Origin of the sequence: Thalassobius sp. Cn5-15 (assembly GCF_022347685.1) — a bacterium.
GTDB lineage: Bacteria > Pseudomonadota > Alphaproteobacteria > Rhodobacterales > Rhodobacteraceae > Thalassobius.
Genome location: NZ_JAKRGF010000007.1, coordinates 33,696 through 53,764, shown reverse-complemented (window position 1 = coordinate 53,764; position 20,069 = coordinate 33,696). Strand labels below are relative to the sequence as shown.

17 protein-coding genes are annotated in these 20,069 nt (G+C 59.3%); 9 read left to right on the top strand and 8 right to left on the bottom strand.

Annotated features, from left to right (window positions below):
- Positions 1-26 precede the first annotated feature (26 nt).
- Positions 27-1,631, bottom strand: coding sequence for a carboxyl transferase domain-containing protein (locus MHM86_RS14405; RefSeq protein ID WP_239200777.1), 1,605 nt, complete (start codon positions 1,629-1,631; stop codon positions 27-29).
- 227 nt (positions 1,632-1,858) lie between these two features.
- Between MHM86_RS14405 and MHM86_RS14400 the strand changes: the two genes are divergently transcribed.
- A complete protein-coding gene (locus MHM86_RS14400) occupies positions 1,859-2,464 on the top strand; it encodes an OmpW family protein (RefSeq protein ID WP_239200775.1) in 606 nt (201 codons plus the stop codon).
- A gap of 119 nt (positions 2,465-2,583) precedes the next feature.
- Here the strand turns inward: MHM86_RS14400 and MHM86_RS14395 are convergent, their stop codons facing one another.
- From MHM86_RS14395 to MHM86_RS14380, 4 genes are all read right to left on the bottom strand, one after another.
- Positions 2,584-4,152 carry an AMP-binding protein gene (locus tag MHM86_RS14395; RefSeq protein WP_239200773.1) on the bottom strand — a complete coding sequence of 523 codons (1,569 nt, stop codon included), beginning with the start codon at positions 4,150-4,152 and terminating at the stop codon, positions 2,584-2,586.
- A gap of 4 nt (positions 4,153-4,156) precedes the next feature.
- The gene (locus tag MHM86_RS14390; RefSeq protein ID WP_239200771.1) at positions 4,157-5,320 is read right to left on the bottom strand and encodes an isovaleryl-CoA dehydrogenase; all 1,164 of its coding nucleotides are present in this window, start codon (positions 5,318-5,320) and stop codon (positions 4,157-4,159) included.
- Between the two features lie 144 nt (positions 5,321-5,464).
- Positions 5,465-6,676 carry a DegT/DnrJ/EryC1/StrS aminotransferase family protein gene (locus tag MHM86_RS14385; RefSeq protein ID WP_239200769.1) on the bottom strand — a complete coding sequence of 404 codons (1,212 nt, stop codon included), beginning with the start codon at positions 6,674-6,676 and terminating at the stop codon, positions 5,465-5,467.
- A complete protein-coding gene (locus tag MHM86_RS14380; protein ID WP_239200768.1) occupies positions 6,673-7,356 on the bottom strand; it encodes an HAD-IA family hydrolase in 684 nt (227 codons plus the stop codon). Before MHM86_RS14380 ends, MHM86_RS14385 begins: the two co-directional genes overlap by 4 nt.
- A 161-nt stretch (positions 7,357-7,517) precedes the next feature.
- On the opposite strand from MHM86_RS14380, the gene glmU reads away from it, so the two are divergent.
- The 4 genes from glmU (at position 7,518) to MHM86_RS14360 (ending at position 13,509) form a co-directional block, all read left to right on the top strand.
- Complete coding sequence (glmU, locus tag MHM86_RS14375; RefSeq protein WP_239200767.1) at positions 7,518-8,897, top strand: bifunctional UDP-N-acetylglucosamine diphosphorylase/glucosamine-1-phosphate N-acetyltransferase GlmU; 1,380 nt, start codon at positions 7,518-7,520, stop codon at positions 8,895-8,897.
- 1 nt (position 8,898) lies between these two features.
- A complete protein-coding gene (gene glmS / locus MHM86_RS14370) occupies positions 8,899-10,719 on the top strand; it encodes a glutamine--fructose-6-phosphate transaminase (isomerizing) (protein WP_239200766.1) in 1,821 nt (606 codons plus the stop codon).
- Positions 10,716-11,501 (top strand): DNA alkylation repair protein, encoded by a 786-nt coding sequence (locus MHM86_RS14365; RefSeq protein WP_370644167.1) that lies wholly within the window; start codon positions 10,716-10,718, stop codon positions 11,499-11,501. The genes glmS and MHM86_RS14365 overlap by 4 nt, the downstream gene beginning before the upstream one ends.
- 490 nt (positions 11,502-11,991) lie before the next feature.
- A complete protein-coding gene (locus MHM86_RS14360; protein WP_239200765.1) occupies positions 11,992-13,509 on the top strand; it encodes an SEL1-like repeat protein in 1,518 nt (505 codons plus the stop codon).
- Positions 13,510-13,573: 64 nt separating this feature from the next.
- Here the strand turns inward: MHM86_RS14360 and MHM86_RS14355 are convergent, their stop codons facing one another.
- Together MHM86_RS14355 and MHM86_RS14350 are read right to left on the bottom strand one after the other, a co-directional pair.
- Positions 13,574-14,314 carry a VOC family protein gene (locus MHM86_RS14355; RefSeq protein ID WP_239200764.1) on the bottom strand — a complete coding sequence of 247 codons (741 nt, stop codon included), beginning with the start codon at positions 14,312-14,314 and terminating at the stop codon, positions 13,574-13,576.
- Between the two features lie 60 nt (positions 14,315-14,374).
- The gene (locus MHM86_RS14350; RefSeq protein WP_239200763.1) at positions 14,375-14,872 is read right to left on the bottom strand and encodes an SgcJ/EcaC family oxidoreductase; all 498 of its coding nucleotides are present in this window, start codon (positions 14,870-14,872) and stop codon (positions 14,375-14,377) included.
- 107 nt (positions 14,873-14,979) lie between these two features.
- Here MHM86_RS14350 and MHM86_RS14345 point away from each other — a divergent pair, with 107 nt between their 5' ends.
- A complete protein-coding gene (locus tag MHM86_RS14345) occupies positions 14,980-15,927 on the top strand; it encodes a LysR family transcriptional regulator (protein WP_239200762.1) in 948 nt (315 codons plus the stop codon).
- A gap of 65 nt (positions 15,928-15,992) precedes the next feature.
- Here MHM86_RS14345 and MHM86_RS14340 read toward each other — a convergent pair whose 3' ends face one another.
- Positions 15,993-16,454 carry a hypothetical protein gene (locus MHM86_RS14340; protein ID WP_239200761.1) on the bottom strand — a complete coding sequence of 154 codons (462 nt, stop codon included), beginning with the start codon at positions 16,452-16,454 and terminating at the stop codon, positions 15,993-15,995.
- Between the two features lie 102 nt (positions 16,455-16,556).
- On the opposite strand from MHM86_RS14340, the gene moaA reads away from it, so the two are divergent.
- The 3 genes from moaA to MHM86_RS14325 are packed head-to-tail and all read left to right on the top strand — an operon-like array spanning position 16,557 to position 19,974.
- The gene (moaA, locus tag MHM86_RS14335) at positions 16,557-17,573 is read left to right on the top strand and encodes a GTP 3',8-cyclase MoaA (protein ID WP_239200759.1); all 1,017 of its coding nucleotides are present in this window, start codon (positions 16,557-16,559) and stop codon (positions 17,571-17,573) included.
- A 9-nt stretch (positions 17,574-17,582) separates the two neighbouring features.
- Positions 17,583-18,884, top strand: a complete 1,302-nt coding sequence (locus MHM86_RS14330; RefSeq protein WP_239200757.1) for a 3-deoxy-D-manno-octulosonic acid transferase — start codon at positions 17,583-17,585, stop codon at positions 18,882-18,884.
- Positions 18,885-18,933: 49 nt separating this feature from the next.
- The gene (locus MHM86_RS14325; RefSeq protein ID WP_239200755.1) at positions 18,934-19,974 is read left to right on the top strand and encodes a glycosyltransferase family 4 protein; all 1,041 of its coding nucleotides are present in this window, start codon (positions 18,934-18,936) and stop codon (positions 19,972-19,974) included.
- The last annotated feature ends 95 nt before the right edge of the window (positions 19,975-20,069 follow it).

Here is a 20,069-nt window from a genome sequence, read left to right as displayed (position 1 = left end):
CCCCGGGGATATTTTGGAACAATGGGTTACATGCGGAACACGCCGAAACGTGTTTCTTCGATCGGGGCGTTGAGAGCCGCGGAGAGGGAGAGTGCCAGCACCTCGCGGGTTTTGCGTGGGTCGATGATACCGTCATCCCACAGGCGGGCGGAGGCGTAGAGCGGGTGGCTCTGCTCCTCGAACATATCGATGGTGGGCTGTTTGAAGGCGGCCTCTTCCTCGGCTGACCAAGTGCCGCCCTGACGCTCAATACCGTCGCGTTTCACCGTCGCCAAAACGCCTGCCGCCTGTTCCCCGCCCATGACGGAGATGCGGGAATTGGGCCATGTCCATAGGAAGCGCGGTGAATAGGCGCGGCCTGCCATACCGTAGTTGCCAGCACCGAAAGAGCCGCCGACCAGCATGGTGATTTTCGGCACTTTGGTCGAGGCTACGGCGGTCACCATCTTGGCGCCGTGACGGGCGATGCCTTCGTTTTCGTACTTACGGCCCACCATGAAGCCGGTGATGTTTTGCAAAAACACCAGCGGGATTTTGCGCTGGCTGCACAGTTCGACAAAATGCGCGCCTTTTTGCGCGGCCTCGGAAAACAGGACGCCATTGTTGGCGATGATACCAACAGGGCAGCCCTTGATATGGGCAAAGCCTGTGACCAGCGTTTCGCCAAAGCGCGGCTTGAACTCGTCAAAGCGCGAACCATCGACGGTGCGCGCGATCACTTCGCGGATGTCATAGGGCGTGCGCAGATCACCGGGGACAACGCCGAAGATTTCCGACGGATCATAGGCGGGTTCCTCTGGCGAGGCCCAATCCACAGTGGCGGGACGGCGGCGATTCAGGTGGCTGACGGCGCGTCGTGCTAGCGCCAACGCATGTGCGTCATCTTCGGCCAGATAGTCCGCGACACCGGAGAGGCGAGTGTGGACATCGCCGCCGCCCAGATCCTCGGCACTCACAACTTCACCTGTTGCGGCCTTCACCAAGGGCGGACCGGCGAGGAAGATGGTGCCCTGTTCCTTCACAATAATGGTCACATCCGACATCGCGGGCACATAAGCGCCGCCAGCGGTGCAGCTGCCCATCACAACGGCGATCTGGGGAATGCCCTTGGCCGACATATTGGCCTGATTGTAAAAGATCCGGCCAAAATGGTCGCGGTCAGGAAACACCTCATCCTGTTGCGGCAGGTTGGCGCCTCCGCTGTCCACCAGATAGATACAGGGGAGGTTGTTTTCCTCGGCAATCTCTTGGGCGCGCAGGTGTTTTTTCACCGTCATCGGGAAATACGTGCCGCCTTTCACGGTGGCATCGTTGCAGACGATCATGCAATCCACCCCGCTGACACGTCCGATACCTGCGATCACGCCTGCGGCAGGGGCCGCGTCACCGTACATGCCATGCGCCGCTGTCGCGCCCACCTCCAGGAAAGGTGATCCGGGGTCGAGGAGGTCAGCAACGCGGCGGCGCGGCAGCATTTTACCACGGGCCTCATGACGTTCGCGCGCCCTCTCCCCACCACCCAGACGCGCGGCATCGGCAGCCTCAGCGATCTGGGCCAGCGCCGCCTTATGCGCAGCCACATTGGCCTTGAACCCATCGGAGGAAGGCAAAGCGTTGGATTTCAGTTTCATTGCAAGCTCCTACAGGATTGGAAACGGGGGTACGGGGGGCAAGTGGGAAAGGGTGACCTGATTTCGCAGGGACTGAGACGCCTTCGGGGTGTGACAGCGTCCCTAATAAGTTGACCTCGATCAAACGCGATTTTTGGCAGTTTTTGATCCACATCAGCGCGGCGACTCGGGCTGGGCGCTAGAGAACGAGTATCGGATTTAACAACGACAGAAGAATGGGTTTCAAAATGAAACGTCTCAGCACAACTCTGGTTCTCACCACCGCTCTTGCCACAGTTGCTGGCGGTGCCGTTATGGCGCAATCCGCAGGCGACTGGACCGTAGGTGTTGGTATTGGCTACCTTGAGCCGAAATCGGACAACGGCGATCTGGCCAACATGGACGCGACCATCGGCGACGACACCCGTCCGATTTTCACTGCGGAATACTTTGTGATGGACAACGTTGGCGTCGAACTGCTGGCAGCCACCCCGTTTGAGCATGACATCTCGCTGAACGGCAACAAAATCGGCACCACCCGCCACCTGCCGCCGACCCTGTCGCTGAACTACCACTTTGACACCAACTCGGCGTGGAAACCCTACGCGGGCATCGGTGTGAACTACACGACCTTCTTTGAAGAGGAGTCGTCGTTGGGTAGCCTGCGTCTGGATGACAGCTGGGGGCTCGCAGTGCAGGCTGGTGTTGACTACCAAATCACCGAAAAAGGTGCTGTACGCCTGAACGTGCGCTGGTTTGACATCGATAGCGACGCCAAGCTGAACGGTGCAGATATCGGCACCGCCGAGATCGATCCGGTTCTGGTTGGCATGTCCTACGTGCACAAGTTCTGATCTGACAGCATCTGTCAGGCAGGCTTTGCCAACGAATTTCTGCGCGCGGCCAGTCTCCTTCAGAGGCTGGCCGTGTTGCATCGCGCAGGCAGTGATGGCGGCGATCGGGGACGGAATGATCATTTCCCTTCCTCCGACGCGCGCTGCTTCAGCTTTTTACGAATGACTTTGCCAGTCACGGTCATTGGCAGCTCGCTTAGGAAGGCGATTTCACGCGGATAGGCGTGCGCAGCGATGCGGGTTTTGGCAAAGGCCTGCAGATCCTGAGCCAAAGCGTCTGATGCCGCGAAGTCCGGTTTCAGCACCACATAGGCCTTCACGATCTCGGTCCGTAGCGGATCGGGTTTGCCAACCACACCCACGGTCGCCACGGCGGGGTGTTTCAGCAGCCCATCCTCAATCTCGCTCGGCCCAATGCGGTAGCCGGCGGAGGTGATCACATCATCCTCCCGCCCCACAAAACGCAGGAAATCACCGTCCCACATGCCGCGATCCCCGGTCAGCATCCAGTCGCCGATGAACTTCGCTTCAGTCTCCTGAGGCCGTTTCCAATAGCCCAGCATCATCGAGGCCGCGCCGCGTTTAATCGCAACCTCGCCCTCGCCTTGCGTCACCTGCCCCTGATCGTCGAGGATGGCGATCTGAAACCCTGGTGCAGGCTTGCCAATGCAGGCGGGCCGCGCCTCAAACAGCGCGCCAGAGGACGTCGCAACCATGTTGCATTCGGTCTGGCCATAAAATTCGTTAATCGCCACACCAAAGGCTTCCTGCCCCCAGTCGAGCATTTCGGCGCCCAGTGGTTCGCCGCCGCTGGCGACCGTGCGCAGGCCGGCGATGACCGCGCCCTCTGCCTTCAGCATGCGCAGCGCGGTTGGCGGGAAAAAGACATTGCGCACCGATCCTGCGGCGATAATTCTCTGGCATTCATCAGCGGTAAATTTGCCCATCCGCGTCGCCACCACTGGCACGCCCAGCGCAAGACCGGGCATCAAGACATCAAACAGTCCGCCGATCCACGCCCAATCCGCAGGCGTCCAGATGCAATCCCCCTCGGAGCCCAGAAAATCATGGCTCATTTCAACGCCGGGCAGATGGCCGATCAGCATCCGGTGTGCATGCAGCGCACCCTTGGGTGATCCTGTGGTGCCGGAGGTATAGATCAAAACGGCGGGATCTTCAGCGTCTGTGTCTGCGGCCTCAAACGGCTGATCGGTCAGCGTGATTTCTTCGGCCACCAATGCCTGACGGTTCGCGCCTTTCAACCACTCGACCAGCCCCTCGGTGGCGTCGGGGTCTGCAATAACAACACCAACACCCGCATCCTCCAGCCGTGTCAGCAAGGCCTCCACCCCGAACAGCTTGAACAACGGAATCGAAATGGCGCCGATCTTCCAACAGGCAATATGGGCTGCCGCGGTCCATGCCGATTGCGTGCGCAACACACCCACACGGTCGCCACGCGACACGCCGTGCGCTACGAGTTGATGCGCCAGACTATCCGCCATCTGGCGCAAGCACCCATAGGTCACCACCTCCGCCGCGCCAGAGGAGACATCGCGGATCGCCACCCGATCCGGCGCGCGCGCAGCCCAATCGTCACAGACCTGCACGGCCATGTTCAGGCGTTCAGGCACCTGCCAGCGGAAATCGCGGTAAAGCGCCCCGTAACTGTCAACGCGCGGCAACATCTGCTTAGCGCATCGCACTCATTAATTCGCGCCCCACCAGCATCCGACGGATTTCCGAGGTGCCAGCACCAATCTCCATCAGCTTGGCATCACGGAAAATGCGAGCAACCGGACTGTCAGAAAGGAAGCCCGCGCCGCCAAAGGCCTGCACCGCCTGATGTGCCACAACCATCGCCTCTTCCGAAGCATAGAGACAACAGGCCGCCGCATCTTGGCGCGTCACTTCACCCCGATCACAGGCTTTGGCCACCTCATAGACATAGGCCCGGGCCGAATTCATCTTGGTGTACATATCGGCGATCTTGCCCTGCATCAGCTGGAAATCCCCGATCGACTGACCGAACTGCTTACGTTCGACCATGTAGGGCATCACCTCATCCAGACAGGCGGCCATGATGCCGGTGCCGATACCGGCCAGAACCACACGTTCATAGTCAAGGCCAGACATCAGAACGCGCACGCCCCTGCCCTCCTCGCCCAGAACGTTTTCAAATGGCACCTCAACATTTTCAAAGACCAGCTCGGCTGTGTTCGACCCGCGCATGCCCAGCTTGTCAAAATGCGGGCTGGTCGAAAAACCGGTCATGGATTTTTCAACGATAAAGGCAGTGATGCCTTTCGATCCCGCCTCTGGGTCGGTCTTGGCATAGACCACCAATGTGTCGGCATCCGGCCCGTTGGTGATCCAGTATTTGCTGCCGTTCAGAACATAGTAACCGTTGCGCTTTTCCGCCTTCAGCTTCATCGACACCACGTCGGATCCGGCAGAGGGTTCAGACATCGCCAGAGCGCCCACATGTTCGCCGCTGATCAGCCCTGGCAGGTATTTCTGGCGCTGTTCATCCGTGCCGTTCAGCTTGATCTGGTTCACACAAAGGTTCGAGTGTGCGCCATAGGACAGCGAGACAGAGGCAGAGGCGCGCGCCAGCTCTTCGACCACGATCACATGAGCCAGATAGGACATGCCTGCGCCACCAAACGTCTCAGGCACTGTCACACCCAAAAGGCCAAGATCGCCCATTTCGCGCCACAGTTCATTGGGGAATTGGTTGGTCGCATCAATTTGTGTGGCCAGTGGCTTCACCCGATCCTGCGCGAACCGATGCACCATATCACGCAGCGCGTTAACGTCTTCACCCAGATCAAAATTCATCACAGCGTTGAACATGCTCACGCCCCTCCCACGGCAATTAATGAACACTTGTTCAATAAATGACGCAGAAAATGAGTCGCGTCAAGCGCGCCGGACACCACACGCGCCTCACAGGGCTTTCACTATTCCCAAAATATCCCCGCTGGAGGCATAGACGTCTTAACTGTCAGCCCCCTGAAACACCGCGCTGACCTCTTGGCGGATAAGGCGGGCCAGCAGCGCGCAATCCTCCAGCGAGAACGTGAGCGGCAGGCGCATATCCAGAATGCCGTTGAGCACGCGGTCACTGGCCGGCATAGGCGCGCTGTCTACATAGCGCCAGCTGTCGTAGCGACTGGTAAAACCTGTTGGCTCGGCACCGCCGAACCACTTCAGTTCCACCCCACGGGCAGCACAACGGTGCAAAACGGCATTGATCGCGTCACCCGACCAATCAAGCAGCAAGAACTGAATGGAGGAGCCAACAAAGGTTTCAGCCTCAGGACGCTTGATCACCGTCAGGCCAGATATGTTCTGCAACCCCGCCTCCACCATACGATAACGTTGGTTCCAGCGGTCAATCTGACGCGGCAGATCGCGCAACTGCGGACGCAGGATCGCCGCCCGCAGATGATCCATTCGACCTGAAACATTGGGCGTGTCATACTTCACCGTCGCAAAACACGCCGGATCAGGTGCTGCGAGGTGACGGTCGTAAAGCATATAGGACCCCGACAGCATCACCGCCCGCGCCATCACCTGCGGATCATCACTGATCAGCAAGCCCCCCTCGCCGGAATTCATGTGTTTATAGGTCTGGGTCGAATAACAGCCGATGATCCCATCGGTGCCGCTGAGCCGCCCGTTCCAGCGTGCACCCATCGTATGTGCACAATCCTCAATCACACGGATGCCATGCGCGTTACATATCGCCATAAGCCGGTCCATGTCACATAAGTGGCCGCGCATGTGGCTGAGCATCAGCACATCCGCCTGATCCGCCTTGGCCTCAAGATCCTCCAGATCAATGGTCAGATCCTCGGTCACGCCGATAAAGACCGGCACCGCGCCCACGGCGGCAATCGCACCGGGCACAGGGGCAAGGGTGAAGGCGTTGGTCAACACCTTATCACCGGGCTGCACATCAAGCGCCCTCAGCGCGCAGCCCAGCGCGTAGCCCCCCGATGCCAGGGCCAGCGCATATTTGCTGCCCATTGCGGCAGCAAACTCCTGCTCCAGAAGCGCAACTTCCCCCGCCTCATCCTCTGCCACATTATAGCGGTGAAGGCGCCCTGATCGCATCACCGCAACCGCAGCTTCGATCGCCTCTTCTGGGATCGGTTCCTGTTGGGTGAAGTTGCCGGTAAAAACCTCGCCGCTGTCCACATTCATGCGGGCACCTCTGACGTGCCGAGCAGGCGCACGACCTCTGCCAGCAGGCCGTCATAGTGATCAATCAACCCTTCGGGCTGCAACGCCTCCACCCCGCGCCCGGATGGGCCGAATGTGACGAGGATACAGGGAACACCCAACGCCGCAGCCGTTTTGCGATCGGTCACCGTATCCCCGATCAGCACGCACTGTTTAGGATCCCCACCAGCGCGGGTCGCCGCCGCAACCAATGGCGCGGGATCAGGTTTGCGCACTGGCAATGTGTCCGCCCCAACGAGGGACGCAAATTCCCCGCGCACCCCCAAACGGGTCATCAGGGTTTCAGCCAGACCTGCAGGTTTGTTGGTACAGATGCCGACCTTGTAACCGGCGGCTTTCAACGCACGCACAGCTTCCATTGTACCGGGGTAAAGCGTGGTGTGAACGTCAATCGCCGCCTCATAATGGCGGAGCAGCGAGTGATACCACCGCTCAACCTCAGCCGCCACATCACCATGCCCTAGCCGCGTCAACCCCAGCGTCAACATCGCGCGCCCACCGTGAAAAGCGGTTTCAGCATCCACCACAGGATCCAAAACATCCCCATGCCCCATTTCGCGGAAACAGGCATTCGCTGCGGCAATCAGGTCACCGCTGGTATCCGCCAAGGTGCCGTCCAGATCAAAAATAACGGTTTTCATCAACGCGCCCCACTCAAATTTTGGCAACTATTCGCGCAAGTCGTGCCACGTCATATTGCAATACGCAATGACAAGTGACCATTGGCAGGTTGCAACGCTTGCCAAACCGGATAAAACTGGCCCGATAAGGTTAACGTAAATATATTGTAATTGAGGATCGCATGAGCACAGCACTTGTCATTCTGGCCGCCGGTATGGGCAGCCGGATGAAGTCCGACCTACCGAAGGTTTTGCACAAGGTCGCAGGTGCGCCGCTATTGGTGCATGCAATCACCTCTGGTGCAGCGGTGAACCCGTCGCGGTTGGTTGTTGTCGCCGGCCACGGTGCTGATAAGGTGCGTGGTGCTGTGGAGACATGGGCGCCCGAGGCAGAGGTTGTCATTCAGGGCGAACAACTGGGCACCGGCCATGCGGTTTTGCAGGCGCGCAACGCACTGCAAGGTTTCGAAGGCGATGTGATTGTCCTTTATGGTGACACCCCCTTCATCCAGCCCGACACCATCGCCCGTATGGTTGAAGCACGCGAAAAACATGACGTGGTTGTTCTGGGCTTCGAACCGGCGGACCCCGCCCGCTATGGCCGTCTGGTGATGGAGGGTGACCAGCTACACCGCATTGTCGAATATAAGGACGCCTCAGCAGCAGAACGCGCGATCACCCTGTGCAATTCAGGCCTTGTGGCGGCGGATGCCGCGGTCCTGTTTGACCTGTTGGATCAAGTTGGCAACGACAACGCGGCCGGCGAATACTACCTGCCCGACATCGTGGCCATCGCCAAAGAGCGCAACCTCAGCGCCACCGCTGTAACCTGCGACGCGTCTGAAACACTTGGCGTTAACTCGCGCACAGAACTGGCACAGGCAGAGGCACTGTTTCAGGCCCGCGCCCGCGCTGAGGCATTGGAAAATGGTGTGACTCTACAGGCGCCGGAAACCGTGTTCTTTGCCCATGACACATTCGTGGGACGCGACACGGTGATTGAACCCAACGTGATCTTCGGCCCCGGTGTGACCGTGGAATCCGGTGCAGAGATCCGCGCTTTCTCCCACCTTGAAGGCTGCCATGTCAGCCAAGGCGCGCAAGTCGGCCCCTATGCCCGCCTGCGCCCTGGTGCCGAACTGGCCGAAAAGGTGCGTATCGGCAACTTTGTCGAGGTGAAGAACGCGCTTCTGGACGAAGGGGCCAAGGTCAATCACCTCAGCTACATCGGAGATGCGACAGTGGGCGCTGCTACGAACATCGGCGCGGGCACCATCACCTGCAACTACGACGGTGTGCTGAAACACCGGACCGAAATTGGCGATCACGCCTTCATCGGATCCAACACAATGCTGGTGGCACCGGTCAAAATCGGCAACCGCGCGATGACTGGTTCGGGATCGGTGATCACCAAAGACGTCGCAGCAGATGCGCTGGCTGTCGCCCGGGCGCGCCAAGAGAACAAAGCGGGCTTTGCCAGCAAGCTTTATGACATTTTGATGGCCAAGAAGGCCAAGCGCGACGCGGCAAAAGCCGCTGATAAAACCGAGGGGAACCAGTAACATGTGCGGTATTGTAGGAGTACTGGGAAACCACGAAGCGGCCCCCATTCTGGTGGATGCACTGAAACGGCTGGAATATCGCGGCTATGACAGCGCAGGCATCGCCACGGTCAACAACGGCGCATTGGCGCGACGCCGTGCGATGGGCAAACTGGTGAATCTGTCAGACCTTCTGGTCCATGAACCGCTGGCGGGAAAATCTGGCATCGGCCACACCCGCTGGGCCACCCACGGCGTACCCTCGATCACCAACGCTCATCCACATCAGGCTGGCCCTGTGGCGGTGGTTCACAACGGCATCATCGAAAACTTCCGTGAACTGCGCGCTGAGTTGGCAGAAAAAGGCATTGGATTTCACACCGATACCGACACCGAAACCATTGCACTTCTGACACAGGGGTTCATGGCCGACGGCCTTGCCCCCGTGGATGCGGCAGAGGCAACGCTGGCGAAACTGGACGGCGCTTTCGCACTCGCTTTCCTGTTTGAGGGCGAAGAGGACCTGATGATCGCCGCCCGCAAGGGATCTCCACTGGCGATTGGTCATGGTGAGGGGGAGATGTTTGTCGGTTCCGACGCCATCGCACTGGCCCCGATGACCGACAAGATCACCTATCTGGAAGAAGGCGACTGGGCCGTTTTGACCCGCACCTCGCTCGTGATCCGCGACGCGCAGGGGGAACTGGCCAACCGCGAGATGCGCACCATCCAGCTGGAAGATGCCCGCGTCGACAAGGGTGGCCACAAACACTTCATGTCGAAGGAAATCGCCGAACAGCCCCGCGTGATCGGCGAGGCAGTGCGCCATTACCTCAGCGACGATGGCGCCTCTGTTGCGCTGCCAGGAGAGATCGACTTTACCAAGATCGACCGCATGACCATGGTCGCCTGCGGCACCGCCTTCTACGCCTGTCTGACGGCGAAATACTGGTTTGAACAACTGGCGCAGATGCCGGTTGAGGTCGATATCGCATCGGAATTCCGCTACCGCGAACCACCGATCCCCGCCCGGTCCGTCGCACTGTTTGTCAGCCAGTCCGGCGAAACCGCCGACACACTGGCGGCGCTGCGCTATTGCGAAGGCAAAGCAGACAAGATCCTGTCCGTTGTGAATGTACCCGAAAGCTCCATCGCACGGGAAAGCGATCTGGCGCTGCCGATTCTGGCGGGCACCGAAATTGGCGTAGCCTCGACCAAAGCGTTTACCTGTCAATTGACCGTTCTGCTTTTGATGGCGCTGAAAGCGGCCGAACAACGCGGCACGCTGAGCGCCGAACGCATCGCGGATTTGCTATCCGGTCTGCGTGCTCTGCCCGGCACACTGAATGCCGCGCTGGAACAGGAACCGCAGGTTGAAGCTGCCGCACAGAAAGTGGCTGAGGCCAGCGATGTTCTCTTCCTTGGCCGTGGTCTGATGTACCCACTGGCGCTGGAAGGCGCACTAAAACTGAAAGAAATCAGCTATATACACGCCGAAGCCTACGCTTCCGGCGAATTGAAGCACGGCCCAATCGCGCTGATCGACAAACATATGCCGGTTGTGGTGCTGGCGCCGCGCGATGGTCTTTTTGATAAAACCGTCTCCAACATGCAGGAAGTGATGGCGCGGGCGGGCAAGGTGATGCTGGTTTCTGACCACGAAGGTGTGGCCGAGGCTGGTGCAGACACGTGGCAGTCGATCGCCATGCCGGCCATTGACCCCGTGCTGGCCCCCATCCTATACGCGGTGCCTGCACAGCAGCTGGCCTATCACACAGCGGTCGCCAAAGGCACCGATGTGGACCAGCCGCGCAATCTGGCTAAATCGGTGACTGTTGAATGACCTATGACGAGGCGCTGGCCGCGCTGAAATCCCATATTGAACCCGGCCGCGCCGAAGGCATGGCGGACTACCACAAGGTGCCGCGCGAATATCTTGGCGTGCCGAACCCTGTGCTGAATGATCTGGCCAAGGAATGGCGCACAGGTCTGGATGTAGAGGGGCGCGTTGAACTGGCGCGCGCGCTCTGGGACAGCAACATCTTTGAATGCCGTGTGGTGGCTGCCAAACTGCTGACACAGGCGCGCATCAAAGACGATCAGCCGGTATGGGATCTGATCAAGTCATGGGTTGTGGATCTGGACAGCTGGGCCATTGCGGACCATGCCATGATGGCCGGTCAAAAACGTGTGGCCGCCGATCCCAGCCGCCTGGATGAAGTCGAAGCGTGGACATCTTCGCCCGATCACTGGACGCGGCGTGCGGCGATGGTAATCACCCTGCCTTGGACCAAACAGAACAACCCCAAACCGCAGGATCTGGAGATCCGCGAGCGGGTGCTGACATGGGCGGCAGGCTATGTGAACGATCCCGAATGGTTCATCCAGAAATCCGTCGCATGGTGGCTGCGTGACCTCAGTAAACACGACGCAGACCGGGTCATCGCCTTCCTGCGCGAACACGGCAAGATGATGAAGCCTTTTGCCCGCAAAGAGGCTGGCAAACTGCTGCCCCCGAAACCCGAAGGCGCCGCCGCCAAGCAGCCGCGACCGGAGTGGGTGGAACAGGGGCCAGAAGAGGACGGGCCGGACGTCGCCGACCTGCCCGATGAACCGCTGAGCTAAGCGTTCGAATTGCAAAGCCCCGCCAGTTTCGGTGGGGCTTTTGGCATGTCGCGCCGACAGCGCGATCAAGGCAAAGTCCGCCATGCGCCGTCGCAGCGACGCCCCCTCAACTTGCCTGCTCTGCCTGATTTTCCATACGGTGCGCCGAAGATGAGGGCAGCCGATGCTTGCAAGCCAGAACACGTCATAGAGACAGACACCCGTGATGATGGCGGGCTGAAAATCGGACATGGTTATCCTCTGGGTGGTCGGTCATGGCGCCGGTAAAAATAGTATCGATGCAGACCGCCCTAAACCCAGCAGAGAAACGACATTCTGCGCGCCCACTTTGTGGGAGGGAAACAGCAAATTGGAAATGGGCAGCAGAAGCACTCGCCAAAGGGTTGACATAAAAAACAAACTAAGGTTGTTCACCGCACATACGCATTTTCATTCGGCAGTGCATCAGCACCTGCTATGCGACTTAAAAGACTAAATAAACGAGCATTCAATGACACACGCTTCGATCCGATCAATGCTAGCGGTTGCCCTCGCCATTGGGACCTTCTGGGCCGCGCCACAACCCTCCAGCGCACAGGACAGCCAAGCCGCCACCGAACTGCCCGATGCTGTGAAAACCCTGCAACAGCAATGCGCCGCGGCAGATGGCGCTGCCTGTGCCGAGCTGGGCGATGTATTCAGCTACAATGAGATCCTGCCGCAGGACTACCCAACCGCCGCGAAATACTACCTACAGGGCTGTGACGCTGGCGATGCCTATGGCTGCGCCAAAACCGGCCTGATTCTGGATGCCGGTTGGGCCGGCACCTATGATCCTGTCGCGGCGCGCCCCTATCTGGACACCGGCTGCACCGGCGGCCTCGGCTGGGCCTGTCAGCGCATCGGCTATTCGCTGGTCGAATCTAACGACGCACCACGTGATGAAGCCCAAGCGGTCAGCTACTACGTAAAAGGCTGCGAACTGGGCTCCAGCGGCAGCTGCACCAACCTTGGCTGGATGCACGAAAACGGCAAAGGCACCGAACAGGACTATGACAAGGCGCTGCAGTTTTACGATATCGGCTGCAAATACGGGTCGATGAACGGCTGTACGGCCATCGGACTGATGTATGAAGGCGGCCACGGCGTGGAAAAAGACAATGCGCAGGCGGCGTCGATATATGCCTATGCCTGCGATCAAAACGATGGGCGCGGCTGCAAGTTCCTCGCCTTCATGTACGAACACGGCAAGGGTGTTGACGAGGATCAGAGGCTTGCCACCACGCATTACGGCAAAAGCTGCGATCTGGATTACGCGTTCAGCTGTGCCGAATATGGGTTCCGCATGCGTCGTGGTGAAGGCACTGAACAAGATTTCGTCGCCGCAGCGACTGCCTTCAAGAAAGCCTGCGACTACAATCATGGCAGCGCCTGCACCGCGCTTGGCTATGCCCATGAAAACGGTCAGGGTGTGGCACAGGACGTGGTCAAAGCCACAGCGCTTTACGCCCAAGCCTGTGAACGCGGCAACAACGCGGGCTGCTATAACCTTGGCCTTTCCTACAATGCTGGCCAAGGGGTCGAGGTAGACCTGCTGAAAGCGCTCAGTCTGTTTGAAGGGGTGTGCGAAGCCGAAGACCCTGATGCCTGCGTGAACGTCGGCTACGCCCACAAACAAGGCAAAGGCGTCGAGGTGGATCTGGTTAAAGCCCACCACTTCTACACCAAGGCCTGCGATCTGGGATCGCCACAAGGCTGCGACAACCTTGGGTTGATGTTCTACAACGGCGAACATGTCGATAAAGACTACACCAAAGCAGCTGCACTGTTCCACAAGGCCTGTGATGGCAACATTTTTGAATCCTGTGGCCACCTTGGCACGATGTACCGTCTCGGCGAAGGGGTTGATCGGGATCGCGCAGAAGGCACCCGCTTGATGGAATACGCCTGCGAAAATGGGGCTGAGGCCTCTTGCGAGGCGCTGAACAGCGGCGGTCTGCGTCTGGGCAAAAAGAAAAAGAAGAAATAAGCAAGCCGCGCAGGACAACCACCTTATTGTCCTGCGCCCCTGCTGCTATCTCAGGTCAGATGGATCAGATCAGGGTGATCCCAAGGGGTCCAATACCTTCTCCTGATGTCGCCCCCGCCAGCTGCAAACCGGCGTATCCGATTTCACCCTCAACTGCATCGGTGACCTGCCCGTCCGCACGATGCTGCAGTTCCAACACCGTTTCACGGCGTTGATAGGTCCAGGTACGGTTTTCTACCGCGCTCAGATCCGCAGACGGCGGCGTATGGTCAGGGTTTCCATAGAAATAAAGAGTGAAGCCATAGGGCGTGACCGGCTGCACCGAATAGGGCCGCAATCCCAGTGCCAGTACCTTTGGCTCCAGTGCCGCAATATCAGCGCAGCGCAGGGTGATCAGCGACAGATGTGCGCCACCGCCCAAACCTGCGCCAATCGTATGATTTGCAGGACGATCCCCCTGAAACCAGTGATCAATAAGCTCTATCGCAAACCCTTCGGGGTCAGAAAAATGCGCCAAATAGCCCACATCTCGGAACTGGCGCGGGTCGGACACATTGATACCTTTGTCGCGCAATTGCCGCACGGCCAGTTCGATATCGGGCACGGACAGCGCGATCTTCCAATAGGTGTCGGTGGGCTGCGCTTCATAGAGTGCAGCCCCCTGTTCAAACCGCAGGGCGCATTGCCCGCCGCCGTAACCCACAGCGCCCGCAGGCTGATCCTGCATACCCAGAACATCGCAATAAAACTGTCGTAACGCGTCGGGATCGCGAACCTTTAATGTCAACGTATCAAGGGTGCACATATGAGACCTTTCATTGTCCTTGCTGTATGGGCCAACAGGCGACGGGAAAGCAGCTGGTGCTTACTGTGCCACCTCAAAGTGGTCCTCGCGCAGGCGTGCAGTACCATCCGGCTGCAGCACCCACAATTCATGGGTGATCACGCCATGGGCATTGTTCATCGCCCAGTCCGCCGACACAACGGCCGATGTCAGATCACCTGCCACAACCGTTTGCGTATTGCGATAAATGATGTCGTCATAGCCACCCTGAACCAGACCTTCCCAGAAAGCCTGAATTTCCGCACGTCCTGTGAAGGTGCCAAAGGGCGCGGCAACCATCACCGCATCCTCTTCGTACATCGCTGCCGCCGCAGCCGCATCACCACGATTAAACGCCTCCCGCCATTCGCGGCTGGCTGCGGCAACGGCCTTGCTCAGTTCATATTCGGCGATCGCACGAGCCGCCGGGGCGGCGGCCTTTTCTTCGGCCTGAACACTGGACAGCGGTACGAAAAGCGCAGCGCAAAGGGCTGCGGCAGTAAGGATGGCAGGTGCACCATAGGTGGTTTTCAACGACATGAGAGAGTCCTTTATATAGGCCCGCGTCCGCTGTTGCGACCGTGGGCAATCTGATAGACAGCAGACTATTCACACCCCGACTGTTCAAATAGAGGGCAATATGTGAAATGAATGTTCACATGAGTAGAACAGATATCCCTATGTTATCCCCCCTTCATCTCAGCTTCCTTGCGGTGGTGGACGCCGGCAGCATTACCGGCGCAGCACATATGCTGGGACTGGCAAAATCTGCTGTCAGTCAGAATTTGAAACGATTGGAAGCTGAGCTGGGCTTGCAACTGGCAGTGCGCTCAACACGCCATCTGTCTTTGACACCAGCGGGGCAACATTACTATGACACCTGTCGCGCCATGCAGCGAATGGCCGATCAGACCCAACGTGAAATGGAACGCTACGGCGCTGCAATCTCAGGACCGATCACCCTGACCGCGCCCCATGCGTTGATCTCGACGGTCGTCGCGCCCGCCTTGGAAAAGCTGCGGCAGCGGTTCCCGGACCTGCGCCCGCATGTCATTGCCGAAGACCGCCGACTGGATCTGATTGCCGAAGGTATTGATTTAGCTATCAGCGTTGGCCCGCTTCCCGACAGTTCCATGCGCGCCCGGCGCATTGGTACGTTACGCGATATTCTCTGTCTGGCGCCACACTTGATGGAAGAGGCACCATCACGCAGCGATCCGGGTTTTGTCAGTTGGGTGCAGACCCTGCCCTATGTTGCCCATCGGCGCGAGGGCGCGATCGTCAAACATACGCTTCCGTATACTGAGACCAAGAACAATCCAGACCCGTCGCCAGATGTGCAATTTCGCCCGGCCCTCCATGGAAACACCGTGGAAGCTGTCGCCGCTTTTGCGCGAGCGGGTCTGGGGTTGGCATTGCTCCCGGATGTGGCAATTGCCGATGATCTCTCTGCAGGGCGGTTGGTCAGCCTCTGTGCGTCTCAAACCCCAGTACCGACGCCAATCTATGCCCTTCATCCTTTTGGGGGCTCGCCGCCTAAATCCGTTCAGGGAGCAATCACCATACTGGCGCGTACCCTAAAAGAGCAGCAGTAAGATCGCATCGGCAAAGTGTTGGCGCACACGCCCGGATCAGGCTGCTCTCCGCTGCGGCGGGACACTTATTCAACGTAGACCTCAACCTCTGCCAGCGCGGTCAGTGGCACGTCCAACAACCGCATCGCCCCCAATGACAGCGAACTGCCACCCGAAGAGGCGCCGCTGCGTGGGATCAGATCCACTTTCACTTCACGCCCCGTTTTGGGATAACGCACCTTGCCCCGCTGCGGCGACGACACCAGTGGGGTTTCAATCCAAAAGCCCTCCCGCGTCGCATCCCCAAGGGAGGCGACCGTAAGGCCAAGCTGTCCCGCCGCAGAAGACACAGGTGGGGAGGCTGTTTCCTCATCAGGCAGCGATGCCACCTCTACATCCGGGGTCTCAGGCAGGCGTTCTGTCGTCTGGGGCGTACTGAGTGAACCTTCGCGCAGCCAAGGACGATCCGTCAAGTTCGACACCGACGGCACCTGATCACAGGCGGTCAGAAAAACGGCGGGGAAAATCATTAACGCAAGCTGTTTCATGCCCTCACGCTACGCCCTATTGCCTACGCTTTCAACAAAGGTGCGGAGGTTTCGCACATTCTGCCCCTTGTCGCGCCCCTGTGTCAGGCTTAGTTTCCCTTCATGAACACCACTCTCCCCCCTTTGATCGACCCCTTTGCCCGGGCGATCACTTACCTTCGGATCTCGGTCACGGATCGCTGCGATTTCCGCTGCGTTTACTGCATGTCCGAAGACATGAAGTTCCTGCCGAAAAAGGACCTTCTGACGCTGGAGGAACTGGACCGTATGTGCAGCGCCTTCATCGATATGGGTGTGGAGAAACTGCGCATCACGGGTGGTGAACCGCTGGTGCGCCGCAGCATCATGACATTCTTTGATGCAATGTCGCGGCATCTGGAAACCGGCGCGTTGAAGGAACTGACGCTGACCACCAACGGATCACAACTGGCAAAATACGCAGATGACCTCTATGCCGCTGGCGTGCGACGGGTGAACATCTCCCTCGACACGCTGGATGATCAGAAATTTGCCGACATCACCCGCTGGGGCCGCCTGACACAGGTGCTGCACGGCATTGATGCCGCACAACGCGCTGGCCTGAGGGTCAAGATCAACGCGGTTGCCCTTAAAGGGTTCAACGATGTGGAGCTGTTCGACATAGTGAACTGGTGTGCCAGCCGCGATATGGACCTAACTTTTATCGAGGTGATGCCGATGGGTGATATCGGCAATGAGGACCGGCTGGACCAATATTGGCCCCTGACCGATCTGCGCAACCAGCTGGCAACGCGATATCAGTTGACCGATCTGGCAGAACGTTCTGGCGGGCCAGCGCGCTATGTGCGGCTAGAAGAAAGCGGTCAGAAGGTCGGCTTCATCACCCCGATGACCCATAACTTCTGTGAAAGCTGCAACCGCGTACGCCTGACCTGCACAGGGGAGATTTACACCTGTCTGGGTCAAGAGGGCTGGCAGGATCTGCGCCCGGCGCTGCGCAACACCCCTGACGATGACGCGCCCCTCTATGAGGCGATCCGCGCCGCCATCGGGCTGAAACCCAAGGGGCATGATTTCGACTACTCCCGTCAGGATGTCGCTGGTAAAATGTCCCGACATATGAGTCACACAGGCGGCTAAGGACGCTTTATGCCCTCACAATTTACTGCGCCGCACCTGCGTCCAACCCTGACCTTTCAGCTCTACCGCTGTCTGGCCGCCGTTCTGGTGCCGCTGGCCTATCGCAAGATCGCCCGCAAGCTGGAGGATGCCGGAGTGACGAAGTCGCGGCAGCGCGAACGGCTGGGCTACGCCAGCCTGCCACGTCCTGATGGCAAACTGATCTGGTGTCATGCAGCATCGGTGGGGGAAAGCCTCTCTGCCCTGACGCTGATCAACGTGATGGGCGAACGCCATCCTGATGCGCAGTTTTTGCTGACCTCCGGCACCGCGACCTCGGCCCAGATTGTGGCAAACCGCCTGCCACCGCGCTGCCTGCACCAATTTGCCCCCTTAGACAGTGGCAGCGCCATGCGGCGGTTCCTGAAACACTGGCAGCCTGATCTGGCCTGTTTCATCGAAAGTGAACTGTGGCCGCAAATGGTTGTGCGCACCGCCGCAATCTGCCCTGTCGCCCTGCTGAACGCGCGCATCTCGAAGGGATCGCTGCGCAACTGGGGACGCTTCGCCCAAACAGCGCGGCTGCTTCTTGATCGTTTTGCGCTGATCCGCACACAGGATCAGGCCACGCTGGATGGAATCCTGTCACTGGGCGCCCCCCCTGAGCGCTGCGCCCGTGGCAAAAATCTGAAATCTGCCGCTGAGCCGTTGCCAGTACCGCAGGACGCGTTGGAAGCGCTGCGCGCCCAGATCGGTCCGCGTCCGGTCTGGATTGCCGCCTCCACCCACGCTGGGGAGGAGCGCGTGGTGCTGGAGGCCCATCGCAAGCTACTGGAGCAGACCCCGGACTTGATGCTGGTTCTGGTGCCGCGCCACCCCGAACGTGCGCCTGACATCCAGCAGATGATTGCAAACACTGGCCTCAGCCACAGCTGCCGCAGCCGCAAAGAGCCGCCACGCGGTCAGGTCTACCTGGCCGATACGCTGGGGGAAATGGGGCTTTTTTACAGCCTCTCGCCGCTGGTCTTCCTTGGCGGATCGCTCTCCCCTGTGGGCGGCCACAACCCCTATGAACCCGCCCATGCAGGCGCGGCAGTGATCCATGGCCCGCTTTATGCCAACTTTGCCGAGGATTATCCGGCCCTGCATGCCGCCGGTGGCGCAGTTGAGGTGCAAGATGACACCACCCTCGCACAGGCGCTGCAGTACCTGCTGGAGACCCCCGAGGATTTGCAACGCCGCGCAACCGCCGCACATCAATTTGCCCAGGGGCAGATGCAGGGACTGGACCAGATGATATCGGAGCTTTCAGCGCTCTTGAAACCGCGCTAAAGACGGAAGAAACTCGCACCTTTACGCGCTACCGCGCAGGGATCCTATTATGGCCAGCCTTTCCGACACTGACGTCATCGCCCCAAATTTCAAGAAACGGATGTCCGGCGTCACCTCCACCGTGTTCCGGCTGGTGCCCCTGCAGGCACGTGACATCGCGATTGTCAGCACCGGCCCGACGGTGCCCGAAAACGTGCCACAAGTGCCCAGCCGCGCCCTTGTCACCATGGATAGCCGCCCTCGCGTCTGGCACGCCCGGCGCAACAACGAAATGCTGGCAGGTCTGGTCCTGAAACATGTGTTTCGCAAGAACCTGAAGCTGATGTTCACCTCTGCCGCGCAGCGGGTGCACAGCAAGTTCACCAAACGGATGCTGCGCCGGATGGATTGTGTGGTGGCGACCTCTGCCCGTTCCGCCGCCTTTCTGGAGGTGGACAATCAGGTGATCCACCACGGTATTGACACTGACCTCTTTGCGCCTGCTGCAAACAAGGCCGAACTGCGCCGTGAACTGGGCCTGCCGGAGGATCAAATTCTGGTCGGCTGTTTCGGGCGCATCCGTCCGCAGAAAGGCAACGATCTCTTCACTCAAATGATGCTGGATCTGCTGCCCAGTCGCCCCAATGTGACCGCCGTTATGATGGGCGGCGTCACCGACCAGTTCAAAGAGTTCCATGCAGGCCTGAAACAACAGGTCGAGGATGCGGGCCTACAGAATCGCTTCCTCTTCCTGCCGGAGGATCCGCATTGGGACATCTCGCGCTGGTTTAAGGCGCTGGATCTGTATATCGCGCCGCAACGCTGGGAGGGTTTCGGCCTTACCCCGCTAGAGGCCATGTCCTGCGGCAGCCCCGTCGTCGCCACCCGCGCCGGCGCGTTTGAGGAGCTGGTGCAAGACGGCACAACCGGCACGCTGGTGGATGTGGAGGATCTGGAGGCGATGACAACCGCCACCGCAGCCCTGCTGGATGATGACGCCACACGCACCAAATGGGGCGAAGCCGCCCGCGCCCATGCCCATGGCCACTGCCGGATCGAACAAGAGGCAGAGGCACTGGTTAAAATCTATCGCGGGCTGTTGGCCGGCTAACCGCCCCCGCATTCACAGCGCTCTCCGCGCGTTTCACCCTGCTAAATCAGCGCAAATACGCCATTTGCGCCCAAATCCTCCGTTTGCATAGCGGA

Coding starts and splice junctions, on each gene's coding strand:
- MHM86_RS14405 (WP_239200777.1), bottom strand. CDS start 1,631: ATGAAACTGAAATCCAACGCTTTGCCTTCCTCCGATGGGTTCAAGGCC.
- MHM86_RS14400 (WP_239200775.1), top strand. CDS start 1,859: ATGAAACGTCTCAGCACAACTCTGGTTCTCACCACCGCTCTTGCCACA.
- MHM86_RS14395 (WP_239200773.1), bottom strand. CDS start 4,152: ATGTTGCCGCGCGTTGACAGTTACGGGGCGCTTTACCGCGATTTCCGC.
- MHM86_RS14390 (WP_239200771.1), bottom strand. CDS start 5,320: ATGTTCAACGCTGTGATGAATTTTGATCTGGGTGAAGACGTTAACGCG.
- MHM86_RS14385 (WP_239200769.1), bottom strand. CDS start 6,676: ATGAATGTGGACAGCGGCGAGGTTTTTACCGGCAACTTCACCCAACAG.
- MHM86_RS14380 (WP_239200768.1), bottom strand. CDS start 7,356: ATGAAAACCGTTATTTTTGATCTGGACGGCACCTTGGCGGATACCAGC.
- glmU (WP_239200767.1), top strand. CDS start 7,518: ATGAGCACAGCACTTGTCATTCTGGCCGCCGGTATGGGCAGCCGGATG.
- glmS (WP_239200766.1), top strand. CDS start 8,899: ATGTGCGGTATTGTAGGAGTACTGGGAAACCACGAAGCGGCCCCCATT.
- MHM86_RS14365 (WP_370644167.1), top strand. CDS start 10,716: ATGACCTATGACGAGGCGCTGGCCGCGCTGAAATCCCATATTGAACCC.
- MHM86_RS14360 (WP_239200765.1), top strand. CDS start 11,992: ATGACACACGCTTCGATCCGATCAATGCTAGCGGTTGCCCTCGCCATT.
- MHM86_RS14355 (WP_239200764.1), bottom strand. CDS start 14,314: ATGTGCACCCTTGATACGTTGACATTAAAGGTTCGCGATCCCGACGCG.
- MHM86_RS14350 (WP_239200763.1), bottom strand. CDS start 14,872: ATGTCGTTGAAAACCACCTATGGTGCACCTGCCATCCTTACTGCCGCA.
- MHM86_RS14345 (WP_239200762.1), top strand. CDS start 14,980: ATGAATGTTCACATGAGTAGAACAGATATCCCTATGTTATCCCCCCTT.
- MHM86_RS14340 (WP_239200761.1), bottom strand. CDS start 16,454: ATGAAACAGCTTGCGTTAATGATTTTCCCCGCCGTTTTTCTGACCGCC.
- moaA (WP_239200759.1), top strand. CDS start 16,557: ATGAACACCACTCTCCCCCCTTTGATCGACCCCTTTGCCCGGGCGATC.
- MHM86_RS14330 (WP_239200757.1), top strand. CDS start 17,583: ATGCCCTCACAATTTACTGCGCCGCACCTGCGTCCAACCCTGACCTTT.
- MHM86_RS14325 (WP_239200755.1), top strand. CDS start 18,934: ATGGCCAGCCTTTCCGACACTGACGTCATCGCCCCAAATTTCAAGAAA.